Annotated in this window: 16 protein-coding genes and 1 pseudogene; 2 read left to right on the top strand and 15 right to left on the bottom strand. The window is 62.8% G+C overall.

What is annotated here, in order from left to right; genetic code table 11:
- Positions 1–69 precede the first annotated feature (69 nt).
- The 15 genes and pseudogenes from J5M58_RS18075 to hisN form a co-directional block, all read right to left on the bottom strand.
- On the bottom strand, positions 70–981 hold the full coding sequence (locus J5M58_RS18075) for a LysR family transcriptional regulator (protein ID WP_207878980.1): 912 nt from the start codon (positions 979–981) through the stop codon (positions 70–72).
- Positions 982–1,067: 86 nt separating this feature from the next.
- Positions 1,068–1,760 carry a TraX family protein gene (locus J5M58_RS18070; protein ID WP_112253994.1) on the bottom strand — a complete coding sequence of 231 codons (693 nt, stop codon included), beginning with the start codon at positions 1,758–1,760 and terminating at the stop codon, positions 1,068–1,070.
- Positions 1,761–1,763: 3 nt separating this feature from the next.
- Positions 1,764–2,840 carry a metal-dependent hydrolase gene (locus J5M58_RS18065; protein WP_112253993.1) on the bottom strand — a complete coding sequence of 359 codons (1,077 nt, stop codon included), beginning with the start codon at positions 2,838–2,840 and terminating at the stop codon, positions 1,764–1,766.
- Between the two features lie 114 nt (positions 2,841–2,954).
- Entirely contained in the window at positions 2,955–4,205 is a 1,251-nt protein-coding gene (locus tag J5M58_RS18060) for an OprD family porin (protein ID WP_112253992.1), read from the bottom strand.
- Between the two features lie 54 nt (positions 4,206–4,259).
- The gene (locus J5M58_RS18055) at positions 4,260–5,459 is read right to left on the bottom strand and encodes a benzoate/H(+) symporter BenE family transporter (RefSeq protein ID WP_207878978.1); all 1,200 of its coding nucleotides are present in this window, start codon (positions 5,457–5,459) and stop codon (positions 4,260–4,262) included.
- A gap of 158 nt (positions 5,460–5,617) precedes the next feature.
- Positions 5,618–6,532 (bottom strand): catechol 1,2-dioxygenase, encoded by a 915-nt coding sequence (gene catA, locus J5M58_RS18050; RefSeq protein WP_207878976.1) that lies wholly within the window; start codon positions 6,530–6,532, stop codon positions 5,618–5,620.
- A 29-nt stretch (positions 6,533–6,561) separates the two neighbouring features.
- A complete protein-coding gene (locus J5M58_RS18045; RefSeq protein WP_112253989.1) occupies positions 6,562–7,911 on the bottom strand; it encodes an aromatic acid/H+ symport family MFS transporter in 1,350 nt (449 codons plus the stop codon).
- A 56-nt stretch (positions 7,912–7,967) separates the two neighbouring features.
- The gene (locus tag J5M58_RS18040; RefSeq protein WP_112253988.1) at positions 7,968–8,729 is read right to left on the bottom strand and encodes a 1,6-dihydroxycyclohexa-2,4-diene-1-carboxylate dehydrogenase; all 762 of its coding nucleotides are present in this window, start codon (positions 8,727–8,729) and stop codon (positions 7,968–7,970) included.
- A gap of 146 nt (positions 8,730–8,875) precedes the next feature.
- On the bottom strand, positions 8,876–9,886 hold the full coding sequence (gene benC / locus J5M58_RS18035; protein WP_112253987.1) for a benzoate 1,2-dioxygenase electron transfer component BenC: 1,011 nt from the start codon (positions 9,884–9,886) through the stop codon (positions 8,876–8,878).
- A 72-nt stretch (positions 9,887–9,958) separates the two neighbouring features.
- A complete protein-coding gene (gene benB / locus J5M58_RS18030; RefSeq protein ID WP_004374327.1) occupies positions 9,959–10,444 on the bottom strand; it encodes a benzoate 1,2-dioxygenase small subunit in 486 nt (161 codons plus the stop codon).
- A complete protein-coding gene (benA, locus tag J5M58_RS18025) occupies positions 10,441–11,799 on the bottom strand; it encodes a benzoate 1,2-dioxygenase large subunit (RefSeq protein WP_112253986.1) in 1,359 nt (452 codons plus the stop codon). The genes benB and benA overlap by 4 nt, the downstream gene beginning before the upstream one ends.
- 536 nt (positions 11,800–12,335) lie before the next feature.
- Positions 12,336–12,581, bottom strand: a pseudogene (locus tag J5M58_RS27990) (RHS repeat-associated core domain-containing protein); the annotation flags it as partial.
- Positions 12,582–12,684: 103 nt separating this feature from the next.
- Positions 12,685–13,641 carry a benABC operon transcriptional activator BenR gene (gene benR / locus J5M58_RS18015; protein ID WP_207878972.1) on the bottom strand — a complete coding sequence of 319 codons (957 nt, stop codon included), beginning with the start codon at positions 13,639–13,641 and terminating at the stop codon, positions 12,685–12,687.
- Positions 13,642–13,982: 341 nt separating this feature from the next.
- Positions 13,983–14,714 carry a hypothetical protein gene (locus tag J5M58_RS18010; protein WP_207878967.1) on the bottom strand — a complete coding sequence of 244 codons (732 nt, stop codon included), beginning with the start codon at positions 14,712–14,714 and terminating at the stop codon, positions 13,983–13,985.
- Between the two features lie 225 nt (positions 14,715–14,939).
- Positions 14,940–15,731 carry a histidinol-phosphatase gene (gene hisN, locus J5M58_RS18005; protein WP_207878965.1) on the bottom strand — a complete coding sequence of 264 codons (792 nt, stop codon included), beginning with the start codon at positions 15,729–15,731 and terminating at the stop codon, positions 14,940–14,942.
- 125 nt (positions 15,732–15,856) lie between these two features.
- On the opposite strand from hisN, the gene J5M58_RS18000 reads away from it, so the two are divergent.
- Positions 15,857–16,747 (top strand): universal stress protein, encoded by an 891-nt coding sequence (locus tag J5M58_RS18000; RefSeq protein WP_112253981.1) that lies wholly within the window; start codon positions 15,857–15,859, stop codon positions 16,745–16,747.
- A 244-nt stretch (positions 16,748–16,991) separates the two neighbouring features.
- Positions 16,992–19,115, top strand: a complete 2,124-nt coding sequence (locus tag J5M58_RS17995) for a TonB-dependent siderophore receptor (RefSeq protein ID WP_207878962.1) — start codon at positions 16,992–16,994, stop codon at positions 19,113–19,115.
- The last annotated feature ends 166 nt before the right edge of the window (positions 19,116–19,281 follow it).

The following is a 19,281-nucleotide window of genomic DNA, read 5'->3' as shown; positions in this document are numbered from 1 at the left end:
AGTTTCCCTGCTGCGCAGCCAGCGATAAACCCGGCTTCGGGCCCGGCACAGGGGCCTGTCAGTCCCCAATCAGTATTCCCAGGGCACACCCGGTTCCCAGCTGGCTACCAGCAGGTCGATGAAGCCGCGTACCCGTGGCGACAGGTGGCGCTTGCTTGGGTACACGATGCGAATCGGGTCCGCCGGCGGCCGATAGGCTTGCAGCACCTCCACCAAGGTGCCGGTGCGCAGGTCGTCGCCAGTGATATAGGTGGGCAGGTGTATCAGCCCGAAACCCGCCCGCGCGCCATCGAGCATCGCCTCGGAGCTGTCGATGTTAAGCCGCCCGGGGTCTTCGCACAGGTGCAGCCCCGCTTCGGTATGGAAGCGCCACGGCATGGCCTTCTCGCCGGCCAGGAAGGCGATCTTGTCGTGGCCGTAGAGGTCGCCGGGCACCTGCGGTGCGCCGCGTGTGTCCAGGTACGCGGGCGAGGCGCAGGTGACGAACTGCTGCCAGGCCACCGTGCGGGTCAACAGTTGCGAGTCTTCCTTCGGTGCACCGATACGTACCGCAACGTCAATACCTTCCTCGACCAGGTCGACGAAACGGTCGGTGAAGCGGATATCCGCGCGCAGCTCGGGCCACTGCTTCAGGTACTGGTCGAGAATCGGCAGTACATGGCGCTGGCCGAACGACAGAGGTGCTGTCAGGCGCAGAGTGCCGGTGGGCTTGCCACGGCGCTGGGCCATGGTGCTTTCCACTTCGTCCAGGTCATCCAGAATCTGCCGCCAGCGCTCGTAGGCGACCAGGCCCTCGTCTGTCAGGCTCAGCTTGCGCGTGGTGCGGTTGAGCAGGCGCACGGCCATGCGCGACTCCAGACGAGCGATGCTCTTGCCCACCGCCGAGCGCGTCAGGCCCAAGGTGGCGGCGGCAGCGGTAAAACTACCGGCCTTTGCGGCACTGACGAAGGCGGCGATGTCGCCGAAGCGGTTGGGTTCCATGGGTGGTTCCTGAATCTGATGCGGCCGGCTTAGATGGGGTGTGAGTCTGTGAAATGCAAGCAGGACTGTCGAGGCTGCCAGAGCGATCAAGCGAAGACCTTGATCACCAATAAATGTACCGGATAGAACAGATAACCCCAACGTCCGACTGCTGGCACCCGCCAATCATCATGACGCAGCAACAGCAATCCGACCGGAATGGCCAAGGCTGCAGCAATAAGCGTCAGCACGGTAATTGGCGCCAGCAGATGCTCCTTCAACCAGCTGTTGGTCAGGTTCCCGCCCATGGCCAACAGGCAAGGCAACAACCAGGCCGCCCCTCCTGTTCGGCGGGCCATCAACCATGCGCCCGGCAGCATCACCCCCGGCAGTCCGTACATCAGCTGTTCACTTAGCAGCCACCCTGCAAGCAGACCGGCAACGCCAAGCACTCGCGCCGATCTCGACGGATGATGTATACCCCAGGCAACCAGCAAACCCAACACCAGGGTCGGCATCACGCTGAATGTTGGCGAACCACTGTCCAGCCAACGGTACGCAGGTTCCGACAGCACCGTGAACACCAGCATCAACCCCAGATAACGCAGGTTGCCGCGGGTATGGAGCGCTCCTCCTCTGGAGCGCCCCACATTCACCGCAATCGCCAGGCAAAACAGCGGAAACGCCAACCGGCCCAGTACGAACAGGCCATCGGCAGCAGGCCACAGGAAACGCAGGTGGTCGGCGACCATGGTCAGCATCGCCGTCCACTTGACCAGGTCCAGCCCGGCTGAACGCATGCCTCAGCGCCCGGGCTCGACTGTGGCGGGCCCCAGGTAACGATCGGTCCAGGCAGCCAGCGGCAAAGGTGGTTGCTGTTCGACGATCCGTCGCCAGATCAGCACCAGGTCGCCGCCATTGAACGCCGCCCCTGGCCCCGCGCCCTCCCACATGGACGGCACATCGGCAATCCAGTGCCCCTGGCTGTCAAGGTGGGCCATGTTGAAGCGGAACGTGTAGTTCCCCGGGATGCCCATGCGCAGGTCGCTCACCACCAGCGCATCGCCGACCTGGTCGTAGCGCAGCCAGTCATCGGTGAACCAGCGCAAGCGCTGGTGCAATGGGTGCCCGGCCAGCGCTTGCGCCAGTTGCAGGTTACGCGGCAAACGCTGCATTTCGGGCGGTTGCTGGTCGAACCCGCTGCTGATGCCTTCGTAGTAATCGCCATCCGAGGTCTTGGCCAGCACCCGCCAGACCAGGCTGTTGAACGCTAACGGCACGGCACGTACCTCGCTGACGGCGATACCCTGGCGATCGAGTGCAGCCTGGAACCGCTGCTCGGCCGCCATGCGTCCGGCCAGACCGAAACCCAGGTAGGCTGCGCTGAATACCAAGGCCAGGGTCAGTAACCGCGTAGCCCTGCTCGTCAGCCCTCTGATGATTGCGTAAATCACCGTCGCCAGCAGCGGCATGGTGTAGACCGGGTCGATGATGAACACCGCCGCCCAGCTTTCCGGGGTGCCCTGCAAAGGCCAGAACAACTGCGTGCCGTAGACCGTGAAGGCGTCGAGCAACGGGTGGGTGACCAGCACCAGCCAGAACGCCAGGAACAGCCTGGGCAAGGTATAGCCTTTGCCTGGCCAGCACTTGTTGACCAGCCAGGCCAGCAGCAAGGCCAGCCCGGTGAGCACGAACAAGGAATGAGAGAAGCCGCGGTGGTAGGTCATCTGCGACACCGGGTCGGCGTAGCGGATGATCACGTCCAGGTCGGGCAGCGTGCCCAGCGCCGCGCCATACAGCAGCGAGCGGCGGCCCTGGATACGGCCGAGTACGGTACCTTGCAGGGCCGCGCCGAGTACAGCCTGGGTGATGGAGTCCAAGGGTGGCATTCCTGAAAAGGTGGTTTCCAGAAGCTACCTTCATCCAGCCCTGATGCGCAATTCCCTTGGTTATGGCCGCTCCCAAAGAGGTCCCGCAGGCATCCTGTGGATGCGTCAGAACAACTGCCAGGTATACACCAGCGTCAGACGGTTCTCGTCGATGTCGCTGCGGTAGTTGGACCGGGCCATGGCATTGCGCATCCGTATCCCCAACCCCTTCAGCATCCCGCCCTGCACCGCATAACCGATGTCCAGGTCGCGCTCGCGGTCGCGCCCTTCATAACCCAGCCCAGTGTCGACATTGTTACCGGTGATGTAGCGCACGGTCGCCGTCAGCCCCGGCACGCCCATGGCCGCGAAGTTGTAGTCGTAGCGCACCTGGTACGAGCGTTCGTCGGTATAGGCGAACTCATAGGTCGGCACTTCGTTACCCAGCGGCGAGATGTTGGCGAATACCCGTGGGAACGGGCTGTCGCCATAGATGCCCTGGTAGCCAGCATGGAAGCTGTGCCCGCCATGCCGGGCAGTGAACATAGAGAAGAACGCCTGGTTGTCGATGTTGCCGAGCAACGCATCGCCATCCTCCCGTGCGGTGAAATACCCCAGGTTGGCGCTGAGCACCCAGGTGCCTACAGGCTTGCTGTGCTTGAGGCCGACAAAGCCCTGTTCGTAGATGTCCTCCAGCTGCCCGTACCACAGGCTGACGCTGCTCTGGTTGGCATTGAACGCATAGTCCCCGCCCAGGTAGTTGAAGGCATCGCTTTCTGCCTGGCGCATCGGCACATGGCCGAGCATGGCGTTCATCTTGCCGTCTCCGCCTTCGTTGCGCAGGTGGGTGCTCTTCAAGTGCCCAGCCTGCACGGTCAGGCCGTCGATTTCTGCCGAGCTCAGGCTTGCACCCTGGTAGGTCGGTGGCAACAGGCGGATGTCGCTGAAGGTCAGCACCGGCAGGTTGGGTTGCAGTTCGCCGACGCGCAATTCGGTTTTGGACAGCCGGGCCTTGAAAGTGGGCGCCAGGCGGCTGTATTCATCGGCGGCCCGGCCATCACTGTGCACCGGCAGCAACCCGGTATTGGTGCGGTCGGGGCTGCTGTCGAGCTTGATGCCCAGCAGGCCCAGGGCGTCAACGCCAAAGCCGACCGTGCCTGGGGTGTAGCCCGACTTGAAGTCGAGGATGAAGCCCTGGGCCCACTCCTCGGCCTTGGATTGCCGGTTGGCCCCGACGATGTCAGAGAAGTCGCGGCTGAAGTAGTAGTTACGGGCACTCAGTGTGGCCTTCGAATCTTCGAAGAAGCCACCTTCGGCGGCCAGCAACGGTTGGCTGAGCAAAGTCAGGCCCAGGGCGACGCAAGGGGTGTGGTTCATTCCGAAGCTCTCTTGATTTTGTTTTTATGGTTAAAGCGCTGGAAACACGGCGGTTCATGGGGTACGGCTCAGCACCTCCCCGGCACGTGGCTGGCGCAGCCTGAGCAACGCATGGGCCAGCAGGCCGAACAGCAAGCCCCAGAACGCTGCCGAAAGACCCAGGAAGGCCACCCCCGAAGCGGTGACCAGGAAGGTGAACAATCCGGCATCGCGTTCGGCCGGTTCTGCCAGGCTGCGGGCCAAGGCCTCGCTGATTGCGCCGTACAGCGCCAGCCCGGCCAGGGCGGCAATCAGGGCGGCGGGGAATGCTGCGAACAGCGACATCAACGTGGCCCCGGCGATCCCCAACAGCAGGTACAGCGCACTGCCAGCCACCGCCGCGACATAGCGCCGCCGTGGGTCTTCATGGGCCTCATGACCGGTGCACAGGCTGGCGGTGACCGCCGCCAGGTTCAGCCCGTGGCAACCGAACGGTGCCAGCGCGGCGCCGGCCAGGGCGCTGGCACTGATGATCGGGCTGGCCGGCGTGGGGTAGCCGGCGTTGCGCAGCACCGCCATGCCCGGCATGAACTGCCCAGTCAGGGCTACCAGCACCAGGGGCAGTGCCAGGCTGAATACCGCTGCCATGCTGAACTGCGGGGTGACCCACTGCGGCGACGCCAGCTCCAGCACCAACGCCTCGCTGCGAAACGCCCCGCTGGCCATGGTCACTACCGTGCCCACGCACAGCACCGCCGCCACGGCGTAGCGCGGCTGCACCCGGCGCATCACCACGTAGGTGACGAACATTGCCAGTACCAGCAGCGGTTGCACCGGCAAGGCGCGGAACACCTCGATGCCGAAGCTGAACAGGATGCCAGCCTGCATGCCGGCGGCGATGGAACCTGGCAGGCGCGTGATGATGCGGTCGAAGGCCCCGCTGATGCCGATCAACAGCAAAACCAGGTTGGCCACCAGGTAGGCGCCTACGGCCTGTTCCAGGCCCAGTTGCGGCAAGGCGGTGACCAGCAACGCCGAACCGGGGATCGACCACGCGATCACCACCGGCACCCGGTAGCGCAGGCTGAGCAGCGCGCCGAGCACGGCACTGCCCATGGACACTGCCCAGACCCAGGAGGACAGTTGCCGATGGGACAGGCCGGCGGCTTCTGCGGCGTGGAAGATGATCACCAAAGGGCCTGCGTAGGAGATCATCGTGGCAATGCAGCCGGCGACCAGGGCCGACAGGGAGCAGTCCTTGATCAGGGTTTTCATGAATATCTCGCAAGGCGGCGGCCGGCCTTTGTGGCTGGCTCTTGTTTTGTGTTGGCTTCTTCGCGGGCTCGCCCGCTCCCACAGGGGCTGTACAGGTTTCAGCATTTTCGCCGTACCTGTGGGAGCGGGTTTACCCGCGAAGCGGCAAACCCGCTGGATCAGGCCTCTTGCAAAGCCCGCGGCCGCCCACTGCGCTGCTCATCCGCACCGCCCTGGGCCCGCTGCAACTGGAAGTCGAACTTCAGCTCGGCATACCGCCCCGCCTCGCCCTCGACAAACACCACCTCGCCCACCAGCCCATCGCGCGTGGCATAGGCAAAGTCATCCCACAGGTACTTGTCCCCGGCCAGGTTGATCTGGGTGGTCAGGTGTCGGTGCCCCGGCGCCGAGATGAAGAAGTGCACATGCGCCGGGCGCTGGCCATGGCGCCCCAGCAGGTCCAGGCACTCCTGGGTCGGCCCCTGCGGATCGCAGCCATAGCCTGACGGCACGATGGAGCGCGCGCGGTAGCGCCCCTGGGCGTCGGTAACGATGCGCCGACGCAGGTTGTACTCGGACTGGCTCTGGTCGAAGAACGAGTAAGTGCCCCGGGTATTGGCATGCCACAGGTCAACCGTGGCTCCCGGCAACGGCCGGCCCTGCGGGTCGAGCACCTGGCCCTCCAGGTACATCAGCGTGGCCAGGCCCTCCTCGCTGCCGTCGTCCATGCGTACTTCACCTACGGCGATGGGCGCACCGGCCACGTACAGCGGGCCTTCGATGGTGCGTGGGGTGCCGCCGACCAGGCCTGCCTGCTGGTCCTTGGCATCCTGCAGCAGGTCGAGGAAGTGTTCGATGCCCAGCCCCGCCACCAGCAGCCCGGCCTCGCCATGACCGCCCAGGCGGTTGAGATAGTCGACGGCATGCCAGAACTCGTCCTCGCTGATTTCCAGGTCTTCGATCAGCCGCGCGGTGTCTTGCAGCAGGCGCTGCACAATGCGTTTCAGGCGCGGGCTGCCGGCGTCGTTACCAAAGCCTGCGGCCTCTTCGAAGAACTGCTGCACCTCGGCAGTGTGGGAAATTTTCACGGTCATGGTGGATTACCTCATGTTGTTTTCTGGAGTTACGCTTGCGCCGCAATGGCCTGGGCATGCTGGCGGCCGCTGGCCAGGTGCACGGCCATGGCCAGCGCGGCAATTGCGCCGGGGATGGCGAAGGCGATGAAATTGAGTTGCAGGGGCAGGTTGATGCCCATCAGCGCACCACCCAGCAGCGGGCCGACAATGGCGCCGTTACGGCCGATGCCCGAGGCCCAGCCCAGCCCGGTGGAGCGCACCGATAGCCCGTACAACTGGGCGGCGCCGGCATACAGCAGGATCTGCGTGCCGATGGTGGTAGCGCCGGCAATGAAGATCAGCAGGTACAACACCGGCATCGGGCTGTTGACGCCCAGCAGGCTGATCGACAGCGCGGCGGCAATGAAGAACGCCACCTTGACCTTGACCAGGTTGTAGCGGTCGCCGAGCCAGCCGCCGAGGATCGCCCCGGCCATGCCGCCGAAGTTCAGCGCCAGCAGGAACGACAGGCTCGAGCCCAGGCTGTAGCCGGCGTTGGCCATCAGCTTCGGCAGCCAGGAGCTGAGCGCGTAGACCATCAGCAGGCAGCAGAAGAACGCCAGCCACAGCGCCAGGGTGCGAATGGCCAGGCCGTTGCGGAACAGTTCGACTACACCGGTGAACTTGCCGGCCCTTTCGCGGGACAAGCCCGCTCCCACGGGGGCGACCAGTACATCGTCAGGTTGCACGTCGCAGTCCGGGTCCAGTTGCTTGAGCAGCTTGCGGGCCTCGTCGGTACGGCCCTGGCGCACCAGGAAACCGATCGACTCCGGAAGGTGGTAGAGAATCACCGGCAACAGCAGCAGTGGCACCGCTGCGGCGAAGAACATCGATTCCCAGCCGAAACGCGGCAGCATGAAGATGCCGACACCCGCCGAGAGCATGCCGCCGAGCGAGTAGCCACTGAACATGATCGCTACCAGCGTGCTGCGCAGCCGCTTGGGCGCGTACTCGTTCATCAATGCCACGGCGTTGGGCATGAGGCCGCCACAGCCCAGGCCGGCAATGAAACGGTAGATGCCGAACTCGCTCGGGCTGCTGGCAAACCCGTTGAGGATGGTCGCCCCGGAGAACAAGGCGAAACAGATGGCGATGCCCTTCTTGCGCCCGATACGATCAGCCAGGCTGCCGAACGCCAGGGCGCCGAACATCATGCCGAACAGCGCATAGCTGCCCAGCGCACCGGCCTGCAACGGGGTCAGGCCCCATTCTTTCATGATGACCGGCAGTACCACGCCGTAGATGAACAGGTCATAGCCGTCGAAGATCAGCAGCAGGCCGCACCAGGCCATGACCATCCAGTGGAACGGGGTAAAGCGCGCATTATCGATGATCGGGTGTACGTCAAGGGTTCGCATGGCATCTGTCGCTCTTGTTTTTGTTGTGAAAGAAAGCTCTTTGCCTTGAGGGTCGCTCAGCCGAGGTCGCCGCCCCCTACCGGCAAGGTCACGCCGGTGATGTACGAAGCTTCGTCGGAAGCGAGGAACAGGATCGCGCCCACCTGCTCGTCGATGCTGCCGTAGCGGTGCATCAGGCTGCTGTCGAGGGTCTGGTCGACGATTTGCTGGTACCAGTGCTTTTCCTGTTCGGTCTGCTCGGCACTGTTGCGCGGCACGCGCCGGGGTGGCGCTTCGGTGCCGCCAGGCGCGGTGGCGTTGACACGAATGCCCCGGCCGGCGGTTTCGAAGGCCAGGCACGCGGTCAGCGCGTTGACGCCGCCCTTGGCCGCGCCGTAGGGCACGCGGTTGACGCCACGGGTGGCGATGGACGAGACGTTGACGATGGCGCCGCTGCCGCGTTCGAGCATGTACGGCAGTGCGGCATGGCAGCACCACAGGGTGGGGAACAACGAACGGCGTACTTCGGCTTCGATCTGCTCCACTTCGTAGTGTTCGAAGGGCTTGGCCCAGATAGTGCCACCGACGTTGTTGACCAGGATGTCGAGGCGGCCGAACGCTTCAACGGCGCTGGCCATGACTCGGGCGCAGTCGCCATGTTGTTCCAGGTCGGCAGTGAGGGTGAGCATGCCCTCGCCGGCCAGTTCGTGAACCAGTTCGGAACGGTCTACCGCGACCACTTGCGCGCCTTCGGCCTTGAGCCGCCAGCACACGCCACGGCCGATGCCCTGGGCGGCACCGGTGACCAGGGCGACCTTGCCTTGGAATCGGTTGTTCATATGCAAATTTCCGCCTTCTCGCTGCCCCTGTGGGAGCGGGTTTACCCGCGAATGCGTCAGACAAGACAAAGCCGCTGTATCTGCTGGCCTCTTCGCGGGTGAACCCGCTCCCACAGGGGGCGGTGTAATGTTCGAGATAAAAGGAATCAGGCCGCCGCCGCGAACTTCTCGTAGTAGAAGTTCGCCGGGGTGATGCCCTGTTCGCGCACGTACTGGCTGACCGCCTCGACCATCGGTGGCGGGCCGCACAGGTACACATCCACATCGCCGTCGTTGAGGTGGCGCGGCTCGATGTGCTGGGTCACGTAGCCCTTTTGCGGGTACTGGCTGTCCGGGTTGGCCACGCAGGCGCTGAAGGTGAAGTTGGGAATGCGCGCCGCCAGCGCCTGCAGGCGGTCGAGTTCGACCAGGTCGAAGTCGTTGGTCACGCCGTAGATCAGGTGCAGCGGGTGCTCGCTGCCCTGCTCGGCGATCTTCTCCAGCATCGCCGTGAACGGCGCCAGGCCGGTGCCACCGGCCAGCAGCAACAGCGGGCGCTGGATCGGCCGCAGGTAAAAGCTGCCCAGCGGCCCGGCCAGGGTCATGCTGTCGCCGGCCTTGGCCAGGTTGGTCAGGAAGCTGCTCATCAGCCCACCCGGCACGTTGCGGATCAGGAAGCTGACCTCGCCGTTCTTCTGCAGCGAGCTGAACGAATAGGCGCGGCTCTGCTCGCTGCCCGGCACCTTGAGGTTGACATACTGCCCCGGCAGGAACGCCAGGCGGCCAAGGGCTTCACCCTTGATCGACAGGGCAATGGTGCTGGCCGACAGCTGGCGGACATCGCTGATGGCAGCCTCGAAACTGGCCTGTTCGGTCTTGCACAACTGCGACGAGGCCGGAATGCGGATGACGCAGTCGCTTTCGGCGCGCATCTGGCAGGTCAGTACGTAGCCTTCGGCGACTTCATCTTCGCTCAGGGCGTCTTCGATGAAGTTGTCGCCCAGGTCGTAGCGCCCGGACTCGGCCTTGCACTTGCAGGTACCGCAGGCGCCGTCGCGGCAGTCCAGCGGGATGTTGATGCCCTGGCGGTAGGCGGCGTCGGCCACGGTTTCATGGCCGCTGGCCTCGATGAAACGGGTGACCCCGTCTTCGAAATTGAGTGCGATCTGGTAGCTCATGTTGCACCTCGCGGGCGAGCCTGGCCACGGCACGTCGCGGGACGCACCGGGCAGCGCTCGCAAAACCCTGGATCAGATGTGGTAGATGTCGATGACCTGGCGCACGTAGTCGTTCTTCAGCACCACCTTCTTGGCCTTGATCAGCGGCTGTTCGCCGCGCAGGTCGAGGGTGTAGAAGCTGGTGCCGAAGTAACTGTCGGTAGTCTTGTAGCGGAAGCTCAGGGTGTGCCAGTTGAAGCGCACCTGGCAGCTGCCCTCGCCCTGCTCGACGATCTCGATGTTGCTGATGTTGTGCGAGGTGCGGGTGTCGGGCACGGTCGCACTGGAGCGCTCGGTCTTGATGCGAAACACGCGGTCTTCCAGGCCGCCACGGTTGCCGTACCAGATCAGCGAGATTTCGCTTTGTGGGTCTTCGGTAAGGGTGTCGTCATCGTCCCAGCTCGGCATCCAGAAGCTGGCATCGCTGGCGTACAGTTCCAGCCACTGGTCCCACTGGGCATCGTCCAGGTAGCGCGCTTCGCGGTAGAGGAAGTCGCGCACGGTTTCATACAGGCTCATTGCACGGCCTCCACGGGGATCAGTTGCTGTTCGTCCTTCAGGGCCTGGATCATGGTTTCCTGCCAATACTTGTGCTGCAGTACGAACAGGCCTTCGTCCTCGGTGCGTACGCCGGACAGCAGCGGTTTCAACTCGATTTCCTTGGCCGCCTCGTCGGCGCCTTCCACCCAGTGCGCAGCGCCGCGGGACATGTCGTTCCAGCCGGTGCCGCCGCCGTAGCCGGTCTGGCACGAGCGGAACTCTTCCAGGTCATCCGGGGTGGCCATGCCGCTGACATTGAAGAAGTCTTCGTACTGGCGAATGCGCTTGGCGCGGGCATCGGCGCTCTCGCCTTTCGGCGCGATGCAGTAGATGGTGATTTCGGTCTTGTTGACCGAAATCGGCCGGGCGATGCGGATCTGCGAACTGAACTGGTCCATCAGGTACACGTTCGGGTACAGGCACAGGTTGCGCGAGTTCTCGATCATCCAGTCGGCACGAGCCTGGCCGAAGTCGGCGGCCAGCTGGTCGCGGCGCTCGTAGGCCGGGCGGTCCTCGGGGTTGGCCCAGCGGGTCCACAGCAGCAGGTGGCCGTGGTCGAACGAGTAGAAGCCACCGCCCTGCTTGGCCCAGGCGCCGGCACTCATGGTCTTGATCTCTTCACCCGCCTCGCGCTGCTTGCGCTGGTTCTGGGTGGCGGCGTAGTTCCAGTGCACGGAACTGACGTGGTAGCCGTCGGCGCCGTTCTCGGCGGTTAGCTTCCAGTTGCCTTCGTAGATGTACGAGCTGGCACCGCGCAGCACTTCCAGGCCTTCCGGCGACTGGTCGACGATCATGTCGATGATCTTGGCCGACTCGCCCAGATGCTCGACCAGCGGCTTGACATCGGCATTCAGGCTGCCGAACAGGAAGCCCCGGTACGACTCGAAGCGCGCCACCTTGGTCAGGTCGTGGGAGCCGTCGCAGTTGAAGCTGTCGGGGTAGCCGGCGTTGCTCGGGTCTTTGACCTTGAGCAGCTTGCCGCTGTTGTTGAAGGTCCAGCCGTGGAACGGGCAGGTGTAGCTGGAACGGTTGCCGCGCTTGTGTCGGCAGAGCATGGCGCCGCGGTGGCTGCAGGCGTTGAGGAAGGCATTGAGCTCACCGTCCTTGTTGCGCGCGATGAAGATCGGCTGGCGCCCCATGGTCAGGGTGAGGAAGTCGTTTTTCTCGGGGATCTGGCTTTCATGGGCCAGGTAGATCCAGTTGCCCTCGAAGATGTGTTTCATCTCCAGGTCGAACAGGCGTGGGTCGGTGAACATCTCGCGCTTGCAGCGGTAGATGCCCTTTTCACGGTCGTCCTCGAGCAAGGCATTGAGGTAGTCGAATCCCAGGGACATGGCCAGGGTCTCCCTTGTTATTGTTTAGACCTGGTCAGGTTAGGGAGACGGGTGGTGGGAGACTATCCGGATTGTGCAGAGTGCTATCCAGCTTTGCCGGGATCTCGCACGTTCGGAATTTGCCGTTTGGGGTCATGTAGCCAGCTGATTGCACTAGGAGTATTTTTGGCGAGCTTCATCTTTTCGTAGAGCGGAACGAGCACGCCGATCGCCTCGCTTAGTCGACTCTGCGAACTGATAGGTGCTGCAGCTTGGCTGACTGCCCAACCCGCTTCCCGTTTCAAGTTTTCTCCATAATTGCTGATCAGTTTCAGCGTGGTGCCTTCCACCAGTAGAATTTGAGGATCAGACCATTCCGCCGATGTCATTATGTGGCTCAACTGATTCCCATAACCAAGGCCCAGCTCATTGACCGTTCCCACGATACGTTCGCTTACTACCGGAGAAGTCGTTGTTTTCCCTTTGAATTCTGTATTTCGCATGTGAAACCCTGCCTTAGGGCGAACGCTCGGCAACCGCACTCGGGGAAGCTTGAAGTGACCGCTCGGGTCAGTATTATTAACGGGATCCCCAGCACAGTAGACGTAACAATTCAACCCTCCAGCGCCCATCGGGCTCCAGCTGTCAGGGCTGAGGAACCTCATCAAAACCGGATTGAACGCACGGTATCCATTCCCCAGCAAATAGTGCCCTGCAACCGGCGCTTTTCTCTGCCCGCTGAAGCGCAGCACTGGTGCGTATTGACTGCATCCATCATGCCCATAAACGGTGTACTGCAATGAAGTCGACATGATTGCTACCTTTTACCCGAGATAAGGCAAATGGTGTGTTGTGCATGAAATGCAAACAACTGGCAGAAATGTCAGGTGGCCAAGCGGGCGGATGTCATCCCCGCCGCTTGAACGTCTGCGACGGCAACTCACCAAACTGCTGCCGATAGACCTCGGAAAAACGCCCCAGATGAAGGAAGCCGTAGTCCAGGGCCAGTTCCGTCACACTGCGCACGCCACAAGTCGGGTCGCTCAGGCACGCATGCACCCGCTCCAGCTTGCGCTGACGCACGTAATGCTTGGGTGTGGTGCCCAAATGCTGGTCAAACAGCGCATACAACGAACGCAAACTCATACAGGCCTGCTCCGCCAACACCTCAGCCGACAACTCCAGCTTTAGATTGTGCTCGATGTAATCGAGAATTCGCTCAAGGCTTGCTTGAGGGGCGCTCAGGCTTTGGCGACGGACATTGGTACTCATCAGGGTCAGCAATTTGCTGGCTACGATCTGGCTGTAATGGCTCTGTACCCTTGGCAACGAGTCGATTACCTCCGCCTCGTGGCAGACCATGGCCAGCAGGTTGACGAACCCGTCCAGCTCGTCCAGCCGGTAATGGTTGCGCAAGAACCGCACCCCGCCATCGGGTCGGTGCCAGCGCTGTTCATCGCAGATCGAGTCCAGCAACCGGGTCGGCACCTTGAGGATGAATTTCTCGCAGTCTTCCGAGTAGGTCAGGTCAACCGGGTCGTCGGGGTTGATCAGCAACAGCTCGCCTGGCACCAGATGATGCTCGCGCTTGTGCCCGCGCCATAGGCAGTTGCCGTTGAGCAGCACCTGCAGGTGGTAGATGGTTTCCAGTGCCGGCGAGGTAACGCGCACGCTGCCGCCGTAGCTGATGCGGCACAGGTCGAGTTCAGCGAACTTGCGGTGGCTGAGGCTGGCTTGCGGATGAGTGGTGCGGGACAAGCCGATGCAATGCTGGCCTACGTGCTGGTTGACATAATCGGACACAGCATAAGGGTCGGCGTGATGAAACACGCTACTGCGCTCGCTCAGCAGGCGGCTTTCCATAGGCAAGGCACTCGGTATCGTTATTGTTCTGGTTGCCGCTCCCTACGGCCCGGTGGGCTGTGGTTGCGGTCGTCACAGTCATTCTATCGAGCCGGCTGCGGGTCGCGGGGGCAGGCGACAGCCGGTGGATGGGCACACTTAAGCAAAAAGGCGGGGGTTGGGCAATGCGACCTTGGGAATGGATGGGCGGATAGCGGACAGGCAGGACAGGGTCAGTGTTCGTTTATCGAACGGTTGTGCTGGCCTCTTCGCGGGTGAACCCGCTCCCACAGAGATACCACCAGCCTGAAGGGGTAAGGTACCTGTGTGAGCGGGTTTACCCGCGAAGAGGCCAGCCCAATTCACTGCACCGGCAAGAAATTCATCAACAGCAGGCTTTGTGCGTAATTCAAACCAATGCGCCGATAACGCTCATCCAGCAACTCCGCCAGCAAGTCCAGCCGCGCCACGATCTTGCCGAACTCCACGGCAAAACTCAGGTTGCTGCCCTCTTCCGAGATCTCGTTGGAGAACAACAGCAGCACACCATTGGCATCCTGTCGCTGGCTCAACATCCAGGTGGCCTTCTCGATATTGCGCGCCGCGTTGTTGACGAACAGCGGGTCGATGGTATCGGTCATGTAGAACTCGGTACGGCCGCCGTGCGCGGTGATCAGCATGCTGCCGATGGCGTAGATGAAGGCACCGACCCGGTCACCGCGAAACTCGGGGCTCAGGGCGTAGCTCAAGGCTGCAAGATCACGACGGTTGCCCAATTGCGGCAAGGGCTGGCGTTGCTCGATGGCGATACGGATCTGCCGCTCGGCAGTGGCAGCATCCACGTAGCCAGACATCTTCCACTGGTTGGGGTTGCGCAGGTACAGCTTGTTCATCAGCAGGTACAAGCTCTGCAGGTTGTCGCGCATCGACAGCGTGGCCAGGCGGTCGACGCTGGTCTGGAACAGTTCGCTGGGCTTGCCGTTGCCGAACTGGTTGAGCATGTCGCGCCCCTGCTGCTGGGTGCAGGCGCACAGGCATGTGAGGGCGCCTGCCAGCAGCAGACGGGAGAGGACATTGGGATTGCTTGCAACCATCGGCACCGGGTCGATATTCGGCGGCCGCACCGAGGATCAGTGTGGCCTGGCCAAGCATAGAGCCCGGAAATCGGAAAAAGTGCGGTGATCGGGGGTTTTGGATACCTGTGCCGGCCTCTTCGCGGGTAAACCCGCTCCCACAAGATCACCACAAATCCTGAAAACTGTGCAGTACCTGTGGGAGCGGGTTTACCCGCGAAGAGGCCGGCACAGGCAACACATGAATCACATGGCGTGCCGCAACATCTCCACCACCAGCGCATGCAGCGCCGGGTCACCACAGGCCACCACACAACCGCCATCCTGCGCACTGCTGCCATCCCAGGCGGTGATCACCCCCCCCGCCCCTTCAATGATCGGCATCAGCGCCTGCACGTCATACGGCTGCAAGCTCGCCTCGACGATCACATCGACAAAGCCCGAAGCCAACATGCAGTAGGCATAGCAATCGCCACCGTAACGCATCAAGCGCGCCTTGCCGGCAACGGCTTCGAACGCGGCCTTGCGCTCGGCAGTATCGAACATGTCCGGTGTGGTGCACATCAGCGTGGCCGAAGCCAGGTCGGCGCAGGCGCGGGTCTTCAACGGCGTGCCGGCGCGCCAGGCGCCTTCCGGGGTGCCGACAAAGCGCTCGCCGGTGAACGGCTGGTTCATCACTCCGACTACCGGGCGCGTGCCGTCATTCAAGGCAATCAATGTGCCCCACAGCGGCAGGCCAGTGATGAAGGCACGTGTGCCGTCGATCGGGTCGAGCACCCAGGTCAGCGGGCTGCTGCCCACTGCAACGCCGGCTTCTTCGCCGAGGATGCCATGCTCGGGATAGCGTGCCTGGATCAGCTCGCGCATGGCGTCCTCTGCGGCCTTGTCGGCCACCGTCACCGGGTCGTACAGCCGCCCCCCCTTGTCCTCGACGTCCAGGCTGGCGCGAAAGTATGGCTTGATCGCCACAGCAGCAGCATCGGCCAGCTGCTCGGCGAAGGCACGGAATTCGCCGATCTGTTCAGCGCTCAGGGACATGGGGCGGGCCTCGTGAAAATGATGGGGCCCGCATCATACCCGACGTCAGGTGCTCATGCAGCCCGGCGCGGTCTAGACTGAACAAGACCAGATCATCGGGGGGCTGCCACACGTGGAGGTGTGAGATGAGCCAGTTCAAGCGTCTGTTCGTCATGCTCGGCCCGCAGATGCGCCACACGCCGGCGCTGCAACGCGCTGCGGCGTTGGCGGAATCCAGCGGTGCCTTGCTGGATATCAACGTGTTCGTCGACGATGTCGACACCTTCGGCTTGATGAGCGATAGCCGCGAGCGTGAGCGATTACTCAGCGACAACCGCCAATGGCTGGCAGATGAAGCCGAACAACTGGCCAACGCCGGCCTGGATGTGTCTACCGAGCTGCTGCTGACCCGCGACCCGCTGGCCAGCGTGCTGGAGCGAGTCGAACAGCTGGGTTGCGACCTGCTGATCAAGGACGTGCAGCATGAACCGGTGCTCAAACGCCTGCTGGTAACGCCACTGGATTGGCAACTGCTCAAGGACAGCCCGGTCGCCGTGCACCTGGTCAGCGATATCCGCCTGCCCCTGCCCCGGCAGATAGCCGCCGCAGTGGACCTGAACAGCCATGGCGCTGGCGAGCATCTGGATGAGCAGGTGATCCACTGCGCCCATGCCCTGGCCCTGCAGTGCAACGCCGAGCTGCACCTACTGCATGTGTGCGATGCGGCCAAGACCCACATAGCCGACTTCGGCGCCGGTACGGTGACCATGCCCGGCTTCGATGTCAGCGTGCGGACCTCGCAGCGGGCGGCGTTCAACCGGCTGGGCGACCATCACCAGATCCCGCTGGAGCGCAGGCACTTCCTCGAAGGGACCGCGATCAAGGCCATTGCTCAGTTCGTCGGCCACAACCGAGTGGATGTGATCGTGATGGGCAGCCACCGGCATGACGCCATGCAGACGTTCCTGGGCGGGACCACGGCGCATGTGCTGGAGCATCCGTTGTGCAATGTGCTGGCGATCAAGGCGGTTCGCTGAGTGCCGAGTCACCTGCGCGGGCCTCTTCGCGGGTGAACCCGCTCCCACAGGTAACTCCACTGCCCAAGGCCTTGTGAGCCCCTGTGGGAGCGGGTTTACCCGCGAAGAGGCCAATACGGATTTCACTCTTGGTATCTGGTACACCAGTACCACACAAAAATAATGCTTTTGATAATGATTCGTAGTAGTTTCTCGGCGTTTGCTCACCCTACCCTCAGCGCCCTACTCCAGGATCGTACTGTCGATGCGTCGCACGTTCGTTTCGCTTTGTGTGCTTCATGCTGTCTCCCCACTGGCCTTTGCCGAGCCTGAACCGCTCGGCGAACCCGCCCAGATCGAACTCCAGGCCCTGAACATCACCAGCAGTGCCGACAGCGAGCGTGCCGATGGACCGGTCGAGGGCTACAAGGCCAGCCGCTCGGCCAGCGCCACCCGCACCGACACCGCCTTGCACGAAACCCCGCAATCGGTCAGCGTGGTGCCCAAGGATGTACTGCAAGACACTGGCGCCACACGTCTGCAGGACGGCCTGGACTACGCCGGCGGTGTCGGCCGCGCCAACAACTTCGGCGGCCAGGGCCTGACCACCTTCACCGTGCGCGGCTTCACCACCGGCGAGTTCTACCGCAACGGTTTCCCGATCAACCGCGGCTACCCCAACGCCCCCGACGCCAATACCGTCGAGCGCCTGGAAGTGATCCGTGGCCCGGCCAGCAGCCTGTACGGCCGTGGCGACCCCGGCGGCACCTTCAACGTGGTCAGCAAGCAGCCGCTGCCAGAGTCGAAAGTCACCCTGGGCAGCCAGTTCGATGACCAAGGCATGCACCGCGCGACCCTGGACGCCACCGGGCCGCTGAACCAGGACGGCTCGCTGGCCTACCGCCTGAACCTGCTGGGCGAAGGCGGCGAAAGCTTCCGTGACGATGTGGAAAGCGAGCGCTATGACGTGGCGCCGGTGCTCAGCTGGCAGGTCAACGACAGCACCAAGATCGTCTTCGAAGGCGATTTCATGCGCAACAACCACCCGCTGGACCGTGGCCTGACACGCTACCCGACCCAGACCGGCAGCGCCTCGCGTGACACTTACATCTGGGAAAAAGGCAGCGACAACCTGCTGCACAACGACAACAACATGGCGCAGGTGCGCTTCGAGCACCTGCTCAACGACAACTGGACGCTGGGTGGAGGCTTCCAGTACCTCGATGGCTCGCTCAAAGGCAATGCTGTAGAGGCCACCAGTGCCCCCGCAGATGGCCGTACCCTGCAGCGCAACTTCAATTACCGCAAGCTGGAGTGGACCGACCGCGACTGGCAGCTGAACCTCACCGGGCATTTCGATACAGGTGGGTTCAGCCATACCCTGCTGACCGGCGTTGAGTACGAGAATTACCACTACAGTTCGATCATTCGACGTTCCACCGCGCCCTACACGATCGATATCTACAACCCGGTACTAGGCCAGCCGCGGCCGGAGCTGGCAGCGGTACCCACTACCTGGGACAGCGAGAAGCTCGAGACCTGGGCGTATTTCATCCAGGACCAGGTGGCCCTTACCGAGCGCCTGAAGGCGTTGGCCGGTGTGCGCTTCGAACGCTTCGAGCATGATTACGACGACAAGCGGCCCGTAAACCGCGACTTCAGCAAGGGGGAAAACGGCGTCACCCCGCGCTTCGGCCTGATCTACGACCTGACCGACACTGTCGCCGTCTATGCCAATACCGCCCGTTCATTCAAGCCCAACAGCGGCGCCAGCCTGCAAGGTTCGGGCTTCGACCCGGAGAAAGGAAAGTCGTATGAACTGGGGGTGAAATGGGAAGCGCCGGACCGCCAGCTGAGCGTTGACGCGGCGATCTACCACATCGTCAAGGAAAATGTGCTGACACGCGACCCGGCAGACCCCAACTACAATCTTGCCGCTGGCGAAGTACGTAGCCGTGGCCTGGATATCAACATCGCCGGCAACCTGACACCGGAGTGGCGCGTGATCGGTGGTTATGCCTACGTGGACGCTGAAGTGACCAAGGACAACCGCCTGCCCACTGGCACCCGGCTGGCGAACATTCCAAGGAACAGCTTCAGCCTGCTCAACACCTACGAATTCCAGGACGGATTGGCAAAAGGCCTTGGGCTGGGGGTTGGGGTGAAGTACGTCGATGACCGCAATGGCCAGACCGAGGCAGTGACTTACAACATGGACCAGTACACCGTTGTCGACCTGCTGGCCTTTTACAAGGTCAACGACAACATTCGCCTCAATCTCGACCTGAAGAACCTGTTCAACAAGGAATACGACGAGGGAGCATTCAACCTCTACGCCTACCCAGGTGCGCCGCGCACGGTGCAGGCCGGGGTTTCCTATACCTTCTGAATTGCCGGGGCTGCTTTGCAGCCCTTTCGCGACACAAGGCCGCTCCTTGTATGTTGTGTCTGGCCTAGCGGGAGAGGTTATTCTCGTCGGGCTGAAGAAGCACTTCCGGGGAGGCCGATCGCTCCTGAAGGCAGGCATTGCCCCTGACCTTGTATGTAGAGAGGCC

The sequence above is a fragment of the Pseudomonas sp. 32_A genome, assembly GCF_017490905.1.
GTDB lineage: Bacteria > Pseudomonadota > Gammaproteobacteria > Pseudomonadales > Pseudomonadaceae > Aquipseudomonas > Aquipseudomonas inefficax.
This window is presented reverse-complemented; position numbering and strand designations above follow the sequence as displayed.

Excerpts from the sequence above, each read along its gene's own strand:
- J5M58_RS17995 (WP_207878962.1), top strand. The coding sequence starts at position 16,992 with ATGCGTCGCACGTTCGTTTCGCTTTGTGTGCTTCATGCTGTCTCCCCA.
- J5M58_RS18010 (WP_207878967.1), bottom strand. The coding sequence starts at position 14,714 with ATGGTTGCAAGCAATCCCAATGTCCTCTCCCGTCTGCTGCTGGCAGGC.
- J5M58_RS18060 (WP_112253992.1), bottom strand. The coding sequence starts at position 4,205 with ATGAACCACACCCCTTGCGTCGCCCTGGGCCTGACTTTGCTCAGCCAA.
- J5M58_RS18000 (WP_112253981.1), top strand. The coding sequence starts at position 15,857 with ATGAGCCAGTTCAAGCGTCTGTTCGTCATGCTCGGCCCGCAGATGCGC.
- J5M58_RS18045 (WP_112253989.1), bottom strand. The coding sequence starts at position 7,911 with ATGCGAACCCTTGACGTACACCCGATCATCGATAATGCGCGCTTTACC.
- catA (WP_207878976.1), bottom strand. The coding sequence starts at position 6,532 with ATGACCGTGAAAATTTCCCACACTGCCGAGGTGCAGCAGTTCTTCGAA.
- benA (WP_112253986.1), bottom strand. The coding sequence starts at position 11,799 with ATGTCCCTGGGATTCGACTACCTCAATGCCTTGCTCGAGGACGACCGT.
- hisN (WP_207878965.1), bottom strand. The coding sequence starts at position 15,731 with ATGTCCCTGAGCGCTGAACAGATCGGCGAATTCCGTGCCTTCGCCGAG.
- J5M58_RS18070 (WP_112253994.1), bottom strand. The coding sequence starts at position 1,760 with ATGCGTTCAGCCGGGCTGGACCTGGTCAAGTGGACGGCGATGCTGACC.
- J5M58_RS18055 (WP_207878978.1), bottom strand. The coding sequence starts at position 5,459 with ATGAAAACCCTGATCAAGGACTGCTCCCTGTCGGCCCTGGTCGCCGGC.
- benC (WP_112253987.1), bottom strand. The coding sequence starts at position 9,886 with ATGAGCTACCAGATCGCACTCAATTTCGAAGACGGGGTCACCCGTTTC.
- benR (WP_207878972.1), bottom strand. The coding sequence starts at position 13,641 with ATGGAAAGCCGCCTGCTGAGCGAGCGCAGTAGCGTGTTTCATCACGCC.
- J5M58_RS18075 (WP_207878980.1), bottom strand. The coding sequence starts at position 981 with ATGGAACCCAACCGCTTCGGCGACATCGCCGCCTTCGTCAGTGCCGCA.
- benB (WP_004374327.1), bottom strand. The coding sequence starts at position 10,444 with ATGAGCCTGTATGAAACCGTGCGCGACTTCCTCTACCGCGAAGCGCGC.
- J5M58_RS18040 (WP_112253988.1), bottom strand. The coding sequence starts at position 8,729 with ATGAACAACCGATTCCAAGGCAAGGTCGCCCTGGTCACCGGTGCCGCC.